The organism is Gordonia sp. 852002-50395_SCH5434458 (assembly GCF_001665905.1).
Classification (GTDB): Bacteria; Actinomycetota; Actinomycetes; order Mycobacteriales; family Mycobacteriaceae; genus Gordonia; species Gordonia jacobaea.
Window position 1 is genome coordinate 1 of sequence record NZ_LZTC01000079.1, and the last position, 13252, is coordinate 13252.

Annotated in this window: 14 protein-coding genes; 8 read left to right on the top strand and 6 right to left on the bottom strand. The window is 65.6% G+C overall.

All coding sequences use genetic code 11. The features are described from left to right. The 3 genes from A5785_RS17605 to mrf all read right to left on the bottom strand — a co-directional run. Positions 1-1716 (bottom strand): HNH endonuclease signature motif containing protein (locus tag A5785_RS17605; protein ID WP_082946599.1); only part of this gene is annotated, 1716 nt, incomplete at its 3' end. 145 nt (positions 1717-1861) lie between these two features. Beyond that, entirely contained in the window at positions 1862-2134 is a 273-nt protein-coding gene (locus A5785_RS17610; RefSeq protein WP_064868039.1) for a type B 50S ribosomal protein L31, read from the bottom strand. Next, positions 2131-3468, bottom strand: coding sequence for a ribosome hibernation factor-recruiting GTPase MRF (mrf, locus tag A5785_RS17615; protein WP_064868042.1), 1338 nt, complete (start codon positions 3466-3468; stop codon positions 2131-2133). The genes A5785_RS17610 and mrf overlap by 4 nt, the downstream gene beginning before the upstream one ends. A 169-nt stretch (positions 3469-3637) precedes the next feature. Here mrf and rpmB point away from each other — a divergent pair, with 169 nt between their 5' ends. The 4 genes from rpmB (at position 3638) to rpsR (ending at position 4679) form a co-directional block, all read left to right on the top strand. Next, positions 3638-3874 (top strand): 50S ribosomal protein L28, encoded by a 237-nt coding sequence (gene rpmB, locus A5785_RS17620; RefSeq protein WP_005202545.1) that lies wholly within the window; start codon positions 3638-3640, stop codon positions 3872-3874. Beyond that, positions 3874-4038: a 50S ribosomal protein L33 gene (rpmG, locus tag A5785_RS17625; RefSeq protein ID WP_005179659.1), complete on the top strand. Its 165-nt coding sequence runs from the start codon at positions 3874-3876 to the stop codon at positions 4036-4038. Before rpmB ends, rpmG begins: the two co-directional genes overlap by 1 nt. Continuing rightward, positions 4038-4343 (top strand): 30S ribosomal protein S14, encoded by a 306-nt coding sequence (gene rpsN / locus A5785_RS17630; protein ID WP_064868045.1) that lies wholly within the window; start codon positions 4038-4040, stop codon positions 4341-4343. The genes rpmG and rpsN overlap by 1 nt, the downstream gene beginning before the upstream one ends. Positions 4344-4421: 78 nt before the next feature. Further along, positions 4422-4679 (top strand): 30S ribosomal protein S18, encoded by a 258-nt coding sequence (gene rpsR / locus A5785_RS17635; protein WP_049697956.1) that lies wholly within the window; start codon positions 4422-4424, stop codon positions 4677-4679. A gap of 86 nt (positions 4680-4765) precedes the next feature. Here rpsR and A5785_RS17640 read toward each other — a convergent pair whose 3' ends face one another. Further along, the gene (locus tag A5785_RS17640; RefSeq protein ID WP_064868073.1) at positions 4766-6607 is read right to left on the bottom strand and encodes a cation:proton antiporter; all 1842 of its coding nucleotides are present in this window, start codon (positions 6605-6607) and stop codon (positions 4766-4768) included. A 177-nt stretch (positions 6608-6784) separates the two neighbouring features. Here A5785_RS17640 and A5785_RS17645 point away from each other — a divergent pair, with 177 nt between their 5' ends. The 4 genes from A5785_RS17645 (at position 6785) to A5785_RS17660 (ending at position 10854) form a co-directional block, all read left to right on the top strand. Further along, complete coding sequence (locus A5785_RS17645; protein WP_064868048.1) at positions 6785-7804, top strand: AurF N-oxygenase family protein; 1020 nt, start codon at positions 6785-6787, stop codon at positions 7802-7804. Positions 7805-7851: 47 nt separating this feature from the next. Then, entirely contained in the window at positions 7852-9402 is a 1551-nt protein-coding gene (locus tag A5785_RS17650; RefSeq protein ID WP_064868051.1) for a 4Fe-4S binding protein, read from the top strand. 17 nt (positions 9403-9419) lie between these two features. Further along, positions 9420-9926, top strand: a complete 507-nt coding sequence (locus A5785_RS17655) for a hypothetical protein (RefSeq protein ID WP_064868054.1) — start codon at positions 9420-9422, stop codon at positions 9924-9926. 109 nt (positions 9927-10035) lie between these two features. Beyond that, positions 10036-10854, top strand: coding sequence for a maleylpyruvate isomerase N-terminal domain-containing protein (locus tag A5785_RS17660; protein ID WP_064868057.1), 819 nt, complete (start codon positions 10036-10038; stop codon positions 10852-10854). Here the strand turns inward: A5785_RS17660 and A5785_RS17665 are convergent. Both A5785_RS17665 and A5785_RS17670 read right to left on the bottom strand, forming a co-directional pair. Continuing rightward, positions 10826-12331, bottom strand: a complete 1506-nt coding sequence (locus tag A5785_RS17665; RefSeq protein WP_064868059.1) for a DEAD/DEAH box helicase — start codon at positions 12329-12331, stop codon at positions 10826-10828. The two genes, A5785_RS17660 and A5785_RS17665, sit on opposite strands and share 29 nt — an antisense overlap. 278 nt (positions 12332-12609) lie before the next feature. Beyond that, on the bottom strand, positions 12610-13248 hold the full coding sequence (locus A5785_RS17670) for an XRE family transcriptional regulator (RefSeq protein WP_064868062.1): 639 nt from the start codon (positions 13246-13248) through the stop codon (positions 12610-12612). Positions 13249-13252 lie beyond the last annotated feature (4 nt).

Genomic DNA, 13252 nt, shown 5'->3' on the forward strand with positions numbered 1-13252 from the left:
TGGATCAGCGAGGTTCCATCTGATGTCGACCCGCCTGCTGAGGCGCACGGTGTCGCCGGAGGGCATTGCGCCCACCAGCGCGAGTTCGACCCGCCCGCTGGGCGGGTTGGACACTAAGGGCGGAGGCACAATCGCGGTGACGGTTGTGTCTGTGTCTGTGTCGGTACCAGCCGCGCGTGCCGCGGCTGCGGCTTGGTTGTTGGTGTGTTCGGCGGCGAGGTAGTCGTGGAAGTCGGCTGTGACGTCGGCGATGCGGTTGATGCGTTCAGGATTCTCCGGCATACCGGGTTTGGCGTTGAGTCGCCACACAACACGTCCGGTGTCAGGCCCTTCGGTGATCATGCGTGTGGTGAACTGGCCGGGTTTCGGGCCGACTCTGCGGTTGTGCACGTCACACGCCGGAACGAGTTGGTCGATGTCGGTGAGTCCACCGTCGGCCCAGTCTTTGGCGGCGTGATGCATCTGCACCCGTGACGCAGGCTGATTACAACCCGGTGCCGAGCACATCTTCCCGCCGGGTGAGGCGAACGAAGCCAACCGTTGCCCCAGCGACGCGATCCGCTTCGACCTACCCAAATACAGCGGGATGCTGGTGTGCTCACCGAACACCGCCAAATACTGACTCGCGCCACTCACTGCAGCCATGTTGATGACGTCCTGGATCGGCAGGAGTGTGCCGGACGTGGTCTGTGCGATCCCCGCCTGCTCTTCGAGTTCCTGCAGGCTGGTGGTGACGATGACCTGGATCGGCAACCCACGGTGAGTGTTGCCGAGCATGCCGGATTCCAACACCTGACCCAACAGTGCGGAGAAGGCGTCGTGGTTGCGTTGCGCTGGCGAGCGTTCATCACGCAGCGCAGCCGCCGCGACCTGCTCAGCATTCGCCATGGTGATCGGCCCGACCGGCGACTCCGGGTCGTCGGGATTGTTCATGCCCGGTTTGGCCCACGCATCCAACACCGTGTCGAGCCGTGCCCGGGCGATCGGATCCAAATCGGCGGTCAACCGCGACATCAACTGCGCGTTCTGCCGGTTCACCCACAACCGGCGTCGACGTTTACGGTCCTTCGAGGTGGTGAGTGTCCCGTCCGGATCCAGATGGGCAAGTAGCCGCGAACCGAGGTTGGTGATTTCGGCAGGAGTGAACTGGACCGCATAGCCGGCCATCTGTGCTTCGGCGGCAGCTTTGGTCTCGGCCGACACCTCACCGGGGATCGCTTCGAGCACTTCGAGCACCGCACGCACATGCGCGCCCGCGACCCGACCCTCGACCACATACCCAGCCAGGGTGGGGCACGACGGTGGTAGGCGGTCGCCGCAGATCGTGGTGAACGAGCCGGTCGCGGCGATGACCCGATGCCGGGCCGCGGGGTCACCGATGTGCAGACCATGCCCCATGAAGTTGCGAATATCGCGGAAACCCAGCGCGAGGGGTAGATCGCGGTCGGAAGCTTCCACAATCAGGCGATCGGTGACAGCGCCCGCAGTCCGCAGTGCCAACCGTTCGGCCTCCACGGTGGCTTCGACCAGCACGTCATCGGATACCAGCGACACATCGACGGTAGCTAACTCGTCCAACACCGCGGCAAGGCGTGACAGCTTCTCCGCCACCACCGCATCCGCCGACCCCACCGCAGCAGTCGCCAACACAGATGATCCCAAAGCCGAAGGCGCACGGCCAATCTCACTGTTGTTGCGATTGCTGTTGCTGTTCACGTGCCGCCACCCCCGCCCACGCCATGTCGAATATGTGTTCTACATTACCCGACAATACCGACAGCGTCGAGGAAATCTCGAACACAAGATCGAATCTGTGGAGACCCGTCGCAACGGACAATCCCGAGCGCGCGCAGCCTCTCTTCTACCGAACCCCTCCCCTTTCCAATGCGCCCTTCGCCGCATACTTCCGCCGGAAACGCTCGACGCGCCCCTCGGTGTCGACGACGCGTGCGGTGCCCGTCCACAGCGGATGCGACGCGCTCGTGATGTCGACGATGATCAGCGGATAGTGTTGTCCGTCATGCCATTCCACGGTCTGCGTCGACGTCGAGGTCGACCGGGTGGGGAACTGCGTGCCGGTCGCGGCGTCACGGAAGACGACCGGGTGGTAGTCGGGATGGATGCCAGATTTCATGGGAGATCCCCTTTCTCGGAATCGTTGAGTTGTTGATCGGGGTCGAGACCGTCAGTGATGGAAAGCAATCCGGACCCGGGAGGCGTGCTGTCGGCGCACGGGTCCTCGTGCCGAGTGCCGAACGGGTCGTCGTACTCGCGCCAGGCATCCGACCCCTCCGCCATTTCGACGTCGGTGAGCGTGGCGGCGTTCAATGCCTCGACAATCTCGGTGACGTCCGCGCGGTGCGCCAGGATCGTCAGCGCGTTGTGACGGTCACCGAATACCTCGTCCCACCGAAGCGCCGCCATCGCGAGGCGCGCCTCCTCGACGTCGGCGCGTTCGTCGGCCGGCATCGCTGCGAGCCAGTGCCCCGCCTCCTCGACCCGTAGTGCCCCGCCGGCGGACTCCAGCCAGAACACGTCGTCGAATCGCGTTGCCAGCCACAGCCGCCCGCGGGAGCAGATGACACCGTCGAGCAGCTGGTCGAGGGCGTCGTGCAGTCGCGTCGGATGAAAGGGGCGGTCACTCTCGAATACGGCCATCGACACACCACATTCGGTCGTCAACGGTGGCGCCCCGCGCAGGAGCGGGTCATGCGGACCGAAGACTGCGCCGCGTCGGGCGGTCGGGCCTATCGCGCGCAGCAACTGGATCAGGGTGCCCGGCCGGATGGGTCGTTGAGGCAACTCCATCACGATCGGAGCGCCGGGCGCGAGGCGACGCAAAACCTCCATCAGCCTCGCCGACGACCACGCGTCGCGAAACGCCGGGTCGGCGCCCGCGAGCACCAGCGCGTCCGCGAAGGCGACCTGACCGACCGCCACCTGCGCCAGGGTGCGATCGTCCTCGGCCACAGCCGAATCCCACTCAGCAGACCACTCGACAAGCCCAGCTTCGCCGAGCGTGACGTCGCCGCTCGCGGCGTCGAGCCACTCCATCTCCGACACGCACGCGATCGTTGCGTCGACGACGACGTCGTATCCCGCGGGCGCGTCGACGAATCCCGGCATGTCCGAGCAGACGACATGCTCGATCGACCAGCACAACGCCTCGGGTTCGATGAGCGGATCGAGTTGCAGCACAATACGTTCCACCGTTGATCGCTGGTGCAGTCGACGCAGCAGCGGAAGCAGGTCGATCCGTAGCGTGCACGACACGCACCCGTGCTCGAGCGAGATCTCGCGAATGTCGGTGTGCTCGACGCCGTCGAGGTCGATCGTGCGCGTCGTGCGCAGCACCCGACCACTGGGTAACGACGAGAGGTCGTGGTGGACCAGCGTGGTCCCTGCCATCGCGAGCGCGTCCACGGTCCGCGCCACCGCTTCACGGTCGAGCCCGGTGACCAGCGTCATCGGAGTACGCGGCCTCGACGGCCGGCGTCGAGCATCAGTTGAATCGGCCTGCACAGCGTCGCTCCTTCACTTCAGAATTATTGGCAATGATTTCCATTTAGCGTGCCGCGCCACGATAAGCGTGGAATACCGCACTAACGCCAATCGTTTCCAACAAGGAGGTTGTGCCGTGGCAGCACGATGTCAGGTCACCGGGAGAACGCCGGGGTTCGGCAATCAGGTGTCGCACTCGCACCGAAGGACCTCACGCCGCTGGAACCCCAACATCCAACGACGCCGCTACTACCTGCCCAGCGAACGACGTTTCGTGACGCTCGACGTGAGCGCCAAGGGCATCAAGACCATCGACCACAAGGGCATCGAGGCCGTGGTCGCACAGATACGCGCACGAGGAGAGAAAGTCTGATGGCTCGCAACGAGATCCGACCCATAGTCAAACTCCGGTCGACGGCCGGAACCGGCTACACCTATGTCACCCGTAAGAATCGCCGCAACGACCCCGACCGCATGGTGATCCGCAAGTACGACCCGATCGCCAAACGTCACACCGAATTCCGTGAGGATCGCTGATGGCCAAGAAATCCAAGATCATCCGCAACGAGCAGCGTCGTGAGACCGTGGCCCGCTTCGCCGAACGACGATCGGCACTCAAGCGCACCATCGTCGACGCGTCCGCGACGCCCGAACAGCGCGCACAGGCGCAACGCGACCTGCAGTCGCTGCCCCGCAACGCGAGCCCGACGCGCGTCCGCAACCGCGACGTCGTCGACGGCCGCCCGCGCGGCTACGTCGGCAAGGCAGGCGTGTCGCGCGTCCGCTTCCGCGAACTCGCCCACCGCGGCGAACTACCGGGCATCCACAAGTCGAGTTGGTGAGTACCGTCGGGTGTGGGCGCTCACAGCGTCCGCACCCTGCGGCCAACCACCCATCACCCACTACAGAGGACTTCACCCATGGCGAAGCGAGCACCGCGTCGGCCACGGCCAGGCGCCGACACCAAGCCCAAGCAGACCCGCAATCAGCTCAACGCGCTCGGCATCACCGACGTCGACTACAAAGACGTCAACCTGCTCCGCAAGTTCCTGTCCGACCGCGGCAAGATCCGCAGCCGACGCGTCACGGGACTGACCCCGCAGCAACAGCGCCAGGTGGCCACCGCCATCCGCAACGCTCGCGAGATGGCGTTGTTGCCCTTCGTTTCTCAGCGCTGACTCTTCGCCGCTGCTGAGTCTCAGCCGGTTCCGGTTGCCCACAGTCGCGGTATCCGCGCGTCTGGGCAACCGGAACATTCAGCGAGTCACGACCCGCGCTGCATGTCGAGGCTGATCTCCTCGGCGTCGAGTTGCCCGAGCGCGCGGCTCAGCGCCGACGAGCTGTACGTTCCCTGGCTACGCAGCGTGAGCAACTTCTTGCGCTGCGCGGCAATGATCTCGCGGCGGGTCCGGCGGATCTGCACGCGTTCTTCGAAGTTGAGGCCGTACGGCGTACTGGCGCCCGCGGGCACCACACCGCTCTGCGGATCGTCGGAATCATCGGCATCCGAAACTGCGTCGGCGTCCTCATCGGCCTCGCGGCTGACCTGTTCGAGTCGTGGTCGCAACCACGGGATCTGTCTGACCGTCTCGGACTCAGCCATCACTTTCTGGGCGGTCGCGTCGAGTTCTGCGCGCAGCCGTCGACGTTCGGCGAGCATCGATTCGCTGTCGTCGCCGATCTTGAGCTTGCGGATCAACCACGGAAGCGTGCCGCCCTGGATCAGCAACGACGCAGCCGCAACCACGAACGCGACCAGTACCAGCAGCGGCCTGCTCGGGGTATCGTCCGGCAGCGTCTGTGCCGCGGCCACCGTCACCACGCCGCGCATTCCGGCCCACACCACGATCGCCGACTCCTTCGGCCCCAGCGGCGCTTCGGTGTAGTAGTCGATGTCGGCGAGGGTGCGCGTGATCCGCGAATTGATGCGGGCCGCGGTGTCCGTGGAGACGGGCGGCATGTCGCCTGCCGCGAGACGAGTGGTGTCGCGATGGCGGCGGCGTCGAAACGCCCTGCGCCACCACTGCCGACTCCGACGTTCCTGATCGCGGTCGATGTCGGCGCTCGGCGTCACCGAGAAATCTGCGAGCATCGGGCGGATCTGATCGCCGCGTCGTCGCTTCCTGTCGAGCCACCACGCCAGCGGCACCACGTACAAAGCCCGCACGAGCAGCGCGACGCCCAACACCGACAGCCCGATCCACACCGCGTTCGGCACGCCCTCGTGGTCGTTGTGGACGTCGGACATGAGGGTGAAGAGCTCCAGACCCATCAGCAGGAACACCGCGCCCTCGGCGATCAGCTCGACGACGTGCCAGTTCTGCATGTCCGAGATGCGGTGCTGCGGCGTGAGATATTTGACCGCGCCTGCTCCGGTGATCAGACCCGCGGTGACCGCGGCGACGAGACCCGACGCTCCGATCGCCTCCGCCGGCACGTACGCGATGTAGGGAACGGTGAACGAGATCGCGGTGTTGGCCGTGGCGTCGCGCATCCGCGACCGCACCCAGAGGTTGGCGACGCCCACCGCTGCACCGATGGCCACCGCGCCCGCAACGGCGAAGACAAAGTTCAACGCCACGCCCCAGAACGAGATCGTGGCCGCGGTCGCCGCGACAGCGGCCCGCAGGAGCACCAGCGCCGACGCGTCGTTGAGCATGCTCTCGCCCTCGAGCACGGCGACGACGCGCGACGGAACGCCCATTCGCTTGGCGATCGACGTCGCCACCGCGTCGGTGGGACTCACGATCGCACCCAACGCGACACCCGTTGCCAGCGAGATACCCGGCACCACAAGCGTCAAGAACCACCCGACGACCACGGCACTGAGGATCACCAGCACCACCGACAGTGTGCTGATCGCGGTGAAGTCCCTGCGGAAGTCCATCGTCGGCATACCGATGGCCGCCGAATAGAGCAGCGGGGGAAGCACTCCGACCAGAATCCACTCGGGATCGACGTGGAACGCGGGTACGAACGGCATGATGCCGATGACCGCGCCGACGAAAACCAGGACCAGAGGCGCCGGAATCCGCAGGCGAGGAGCGATGTCGGTCACCAGCGCGATGAAGAGAACCGCTGCAACGACGATCAGCACTTTTTCCATCGCGTCTGCCCCTTCCAGGGTCTGTCGCCGGCCACCGAAGAACACTTCCACCGAAAACTGTGCCATTGGCTGTTGACAACAATTTCGGTGCCACTTACCGTCGAAAGCCTACGGTGTGACACCCCACACTGTCGGTTGCGCTCAAGCACCGAATGCATCTCGCGGAAGGCAGTTCTCATGACGAAGGCACTGAGGTACGACCCCGACGAGACGGTGTCGATCGACGCCCAGCACGGCCTCCCGCGCGCTGAGTACGAGCAGGTCCTCGACGACCTCTCGTCGGCGTCGGTTCATCGAAACTTCGACCCCTACCTCGACATCGATTGGGACGCTCCGGACATGGCCGTCGTGCCCGACGATCCGCGATGGGTGCTCAACTACCAGGTCGATCCGATCGGCCGCCACCCCTGGTATCAGGAACAGCCGCTCGACAAGCAGATCCGCATCGGCATGTGGCGACAGGCAAATGTCGCGAAGGTCGGGCTGCAGTTCGAGTCGATCCTGATCCGCGGCCTGATGCAGTACAGCTTCAAATTGCCTAACGGCGCCAAGGAATTTCGCTACACCACGCACGAATCGAAAGAGGAGTGCAACCACACACTGATGTTCCAGGAATTGGTGAACCGCATCGGCATGGACGTTCCGGGCGCCAAACTCGGCTACCGACTGATCTCTCCCGTGGTGCCGCTGGTATCCACGACGTTCCCCACCATCTTCTTCTTCGGCATCCTCGGCGGCGAGGAACCCATCGATCATCTCCAAAAAGACTTCCTGCGTATGCGTTCCGAACTCCACCCCGCGATGGCGGCCGTCATGCAACTACACGTCGCCGAAGAAGCACGTCATATCTCGTTCGCGCATCATCACCTCCGCGAGAACGTCGCCCGTAAGGGCCGTTTCCAGCGTTTCGTGCTGTCGCTGATGTTTCCCCTGGCCATGCGCATCCTGCTCGGTGCGATCATGGTTCCGCCGCGCGGATTCAGGAATGAATTCGACGTCCCGCGCGACGTGATGCGCGACATCTTCTGGCGTGCCGAGTCGTCGAAGCGTGTGCGCCGCAACGTGTTCGGCGATGTACGGATGCTCGCCGAGCAGTGCGGCCTGATGAATCCGGCCTCGCGCGCGATGTGGCGAGCACTCGGCATCTCGGGCCGTTCGTCGCGGTTCCGTAGCGAGCCGACCTACACCGCGACCTGAGCCCGATCACTTCACTTCTGTCACCGAAAGAGTAACGGGCCCAACACATGCCACATGTCGTGACCCAATCGTGCTGCGGCGACGCCTCGTGCGTCTACGCGTGCCCCGTCAACTGCATCCACCCGACACCGGACGAGCCTGACTTCGCGACGTCGGAGATGCTCTACATCGATCCGACGACCTGCGTCGACTGCGGAGCATGCGTCAGCGCGTGCCCGGTCGACGCGATCGTTCCTTCTCATCGAATCCCGTTGGGGCAGGAACGTTTTACCGACATCAACGCGCTCGCCTACGCCGCCGACGGACAGCTCGGACTCACCGACGCACGGTTTCCCGTCGACCCGGTGCAGCGACTTCCGCTCGCACCGATCGAGCACCCGCGGGCACTCGGCATCGAAGAGCCCGTGTCAGTGGGCATCGTCGGATCGGGGCCGTCGGCGATGTATGCGGCCGACGACCTGCTCCGCCACCGCTCGGTGTCGGTGACGATCTACGAACGCCTCCGACGCCCCTTCGGCCTCGCGCGCTACGGCGTCGCCCCGGATCACACCCGAACTCGGCAGGTCATCGACCTGTTCGACGACATCGCCCGCAATCCACGAGTCGAGATCCTTCTCGACACCGAGATCGGCCGCGACATCACGCTCGACGACCTGCGCGCACGGCATCACGCGGTGATCTGGGCGGGAGGTGCGCCGACCGATCGTCGCCTCGAGATCGAGAACATCGACGCTCCCGGCGTCGGATCGGCCACGTCGTTCGTCGGTTGGTACAACGGCCATCCCGACTTTGCCTCGCTCGATCCCGACCTGTCGCACCGCTGTGCGGTCGTGGTCGGGAACGGCAACGTCGCGCTCGACGTCGCGCGCATCCTCGTCGGAGGTGCGGGGCGCCTGGCCGAGACGTCGATCGCGCCTCGTGCGCTTGCCGCGCTGGAGTCGTCGTCGATCGAGCCGGTCACCGTGCTCGGGCGTCGAGGTCCAGAGCACGCCGCCTTCACGTTGCCCGAACTCGTCGGCCTCGTCGACAACGGCCTGCGAGTGGTCACCGACGTCTCCGACTTCGCGGACGTCTCGTACGACAACCTCGACCCGGTGGCACGGACCAAGCTCGAACTCCTCGAAGAACTGGCGACCGACGAGCCCGTCTCCGGTCGCCACATCCGACTCGCGTTCCACCACACACCGCAGGCGGTGTCGGTCGACGGGTCAGGTGCCGCTGATGGGCTCGTCGTCGCAAACTCGCAACGAACGGGCCTTTCCACAACGACGACGCTCCCCGCGGGACTGATCCTCACCTCGGTCGGGTACCGCGGTCGGCCGGTCCCCGGACTTCCCTTCGACGCCGCGCGCGCAGTGATCCCGCACGACGAAGGACGTGTCGTCGACGACGGTCGTCGCGTGCCGGGCATGTACGTGACCGGCTGGATCAAGCGCGGGCCGTCGGGCTTCATCGGTACCAACAAGACCGACTCCGGCGAGACCGTCGCCTCGTTGTTGGCCGATCTCGAAGCCGGCCTGTTGCCGAGGCCGACCCGGGGATCGAAGCGCAGACCGACGCGGGGGTCGCGCGCAACGCTCGTCCGGGCCGGCCGCTGATCGGTAGATTTGCGGGCATGAGCCCTTCGAAGCCGACTCAACACGCCGAATACAACCGCACGACTACCGAGGCCAACCTGCCGCTGCTCGCGACGGAAATGCGCCTCGGACTCCGCGAGTACGTCAAGGACGAGGGACTAGAACTTGACGATCAGTCCCCCGCGTGGGTGACGCGCAGTTCGCAGTCGGTGAAGCCGGGTCCGCTGGCGCCACAGAGCTTCGAGCCCGACACCGAGGACACCGATTTCGGGACGCTCGTCGTGCTGACGCCCGCGCATCTCATCGTCGAGGTGGTCGGGTCGAGCAAGGGGGTCGTCGTGACGTCGGTGCCATTTGCGCAGGCCACGCTGTCGCCGACGGATGCGTTGTCGACCGATCCTGCCGAACGCGGGTTCACGGTGTCCGGCTTCGGCGACGCAGGGCCGCTGGGCAACACCTGTCACATCGGGCTCGGGCCAGAGTCGGAAGCCGACGACTGTTTTGCCGCTGTACGCTCCGCAATTTTGAGTGCCGCCGGTATCTGAATCGACGCAATGTCACAATTCGGTTTCCTACGTTCGAATGACACCGCCTGAGCATCGCATAGACATGCGCTCGCGAGTATCGTCATCCCGCGACGGGGGTGGCCTGGGGATGAACAACACGCTTTCACGCTTTGCCTATATCGACGCCGCACGAGCGACAGCTCAGAATTTCGTCGACCTCGTGTGCAACATCGACAATCCAGACGTGTCGCTGGGCAGGCGGTCGAAGTGGACCATCGCGGAGTGCGTCGGACACGTCGCAAGCGAGCCCTCCCGCTACCTCGAACTGGCATGTGGCGCCACAGCGTGGCCGAGCCGCCCGTCTGATCTCAAGGACATCTACGCGAAACAGATCGCGAATCTGCCCACCAGGGACGTGCACAAGCTCGCACAGAGACTCGTCGACGAACTCGACGAACTACTCGATCTCGTCGGCCACTTCGGTGCGCGAGTGCCCGTCATGGCCGTCGAGGGTGACTGTCGTGGGGTCCGTGCCGACTCCGCGCTGGGCATTCTGATCGGCAAGATGACCGTCCACGGCCACGACATCGCACGGGCGATCGGCGCCCACTGGGAACTCGACCCGAGCGTCGCACCGCTGGTCGCACGGGGCAGGCACCAGCTGTTGCCGTGCTGGATCGATCACCTCGGAGAATCGTCGCCACCCGACGCCACATTCGAAATCCGGTTCCGCGGAACCGACGAACGCTTTATCTACCAGTTCACCGACGGGCATCTCGAGATCAACCCCGACGAGCATGTCGACCCTGATCTCTATGTGAGCGTCAAACCAGCCGCGGGGGTGCTCATCGGCTACGGCCGCATGTCTCCGATACGTGCACTACTGACAGGACGAGCCATGGCCTGGGGTCCCAGTCCATGGCTCGCTACCCATCTGATCAAGCGGTTCGCGCCGCTTGATGCCTGACGCGACCGCCGCCGCGCTGCTGACCGCGACTCTGCGTGTTCTGCTGACCGCGCGACTGTCCGCCGCGCGCCTGGCCTGAGCCGCGCTGGCTCGAGGCGCCCTGTCCGGAACTGCGCTGTCCGGAGCTGCGCTGGCCCGAACCGCCCTGCGCGGAGCCACGCTGGCCGGAGCCGCGCGAGCTCTGCGCACCGCGTCCGTCACGAGGTCCGCCGCTGCGGCGTCGTGCACCGTTGGCGCCTCCGCGACCACGTCCACCGCCGGCTCCCTGACGGGACTGTCCGGCCGGGCGGGCGGGCTCCGGTGTCGGCTCGACTCGCTCGGCGCGTGCGCCGACGAGAGCGTCGACCTCCGCCGAGCTCGGGCGCACCCGAACCGGCTTGACCTTGATCGCGGCCTTGCCGAGCAGGCCGGCAACGTCGCGACGCTGGTCCGGCAGGCACAGCGTGACGACATCGCCCGCGTTGCCCGCACGAGCGGTGCGGCCGGAGCGGTGGAGGTACGCCTTGTGCTCGGTAGGCGGGTCGACGTGGACGACGAGCTCGATGGCATCGACGTGCACACCGCGCGCGGCGACGTCGGTGGCCACGAGCACGCGCACGCCGCCCTCGCCGAACGCCTTCAGGTTCCGATCACGTTGCGGCTGAGACAGATTGCCGTGCAGGTCGACGGCGGGGATGCCGTCGGAGGTGAGCTTCTTGGCGAGCTTGCGCGCCTGATGCTTGGTGCGTGTGAAGAGGATTCGACGTCCCGTTCCCGATGCGAGCTCGGCGACCATGGCGTTCTTGTCGGCGTGCTCGATCTCGAAGACGTGGTGCGTCATGGCCTCGACGGGCGAGGTGGCCTCGTCGACCGAGTGCATCGTCGGATTGTCGAGGAAGCGCTTGGCCAGCTTGTCGACGCCGCGGTCGAGGGTGGCCGAGAAGAGCATCCGCTGTCCGTCGGCAGGCGTCGCGGCCAGGATTCGGGTGACTCCGGGAAGGAAGCCCAGGTCCGCCATGTGGTCGGCCTCGTCGATGACGGTGATCTCGACGTTGTCGAGACGAACGATGCGCTGTTGCATCAGATCTTCGAGTCGTCCGGGGCATGCGACGACGATGTCGACGCCGCGTCCGAGCGCCTGCTCCTGACGAGCCTGCTTGACGCCACCGAAGATCGTGGTCACGGTCAGGCCGACGGCCTTCGCCAGCGGCTCGACTGCGGTGGCGATCTGTGTGGCCAATTCGCGCGTCGGCGCGAGGATAAGGCCGGTGGGTGCGCCGGGGACGCGGTCGACGTCGAGCTCGGCGAGCCCGGCCACGAGCGGAATCGAAAACGCAAGTGTCTTACCGGATCCCGTGCGGCCGCGGCCGAGGACGTCGCCGCCGTCGAGCGTGGCGGGAAGGGTGTCGGTCTGGATGGGGAAAGCCTCGGATTTTCCATCCGCGGCAAGGACTTTCACGATCTCGGCAGGTACGCCGAGCTCGGCAAATGTAGTCATGTAATAGGTCTCTCTACGTGCTCATCAGCACTGTGGACCACGATGGCCTGTGCTGTGGTGGCGAAATCGCGGGTGCGCGAAGTCGTTTCGCCGTATGAAGTCAAAGAGCGGTGGTCGACCCCGGGCTATGTGGGGGACCCGCCGCGAGAATTGCGATCTACGACGCGTTGGCTATGTCTGTGCACGCCAATATGTACACCGTACGCGAGGTCGTCCGAGTGAGCGAATCATGGTGAGCGCGGTCACGTTTGCGCTCCGAAGTGGCTGCGGCGGAAATGTCAGAAAGCTTCGCTGACCAGTACCGCGAACGTGCCGGGCTCCAGCGCATCGAAGACATGGTCGGCATCTCCGGGATAGGAGATGAAGTCGCCGGGCAGCAGTTCCACCGGATCATCGAGAGGACCGACCAGCGCCTTCCCCGCGCACAGAACGACATGTTCGATGACGCCGCGCGCGTGCGGACGCGACACTTTCGGCTCTCCCGGCTCGGCGCGCAGCAGGAAGATATCGCGCCGCGAGGACGGCGAGGCCGCGGACAAGAGCGTCGAGATGTACTCGGCGGTCGCCGACGGAATCGCCGGTCCGTCACCGAACCTGATCACCTCCACCCGGCGCGGCGGGGTATCGACGAGGTCGGAGAAGGTCAGCCCGAGCGCCTCGCTCAGCGCCCAGACGGTCTCGATGCTCGGGTTGCCGAGACCCTGCTCTAGCTGCGACAACGTCGACTTACCAATGCCCGCACGCCGGGCGAGTTCGCCGATGGACAGGCCGACGCGAGCCCGCTCTCGCTTGAGCGCCGCCGCGATCACCGCGGTGGGACCGGACGCCGTCGGATCGGCCTCCGACCGACCCGCAGCGCCACCGAGGTGGTCGTCCGGCGAATCGTCCGAGTGTTCATCTTGACGAACAGTACCCATATGT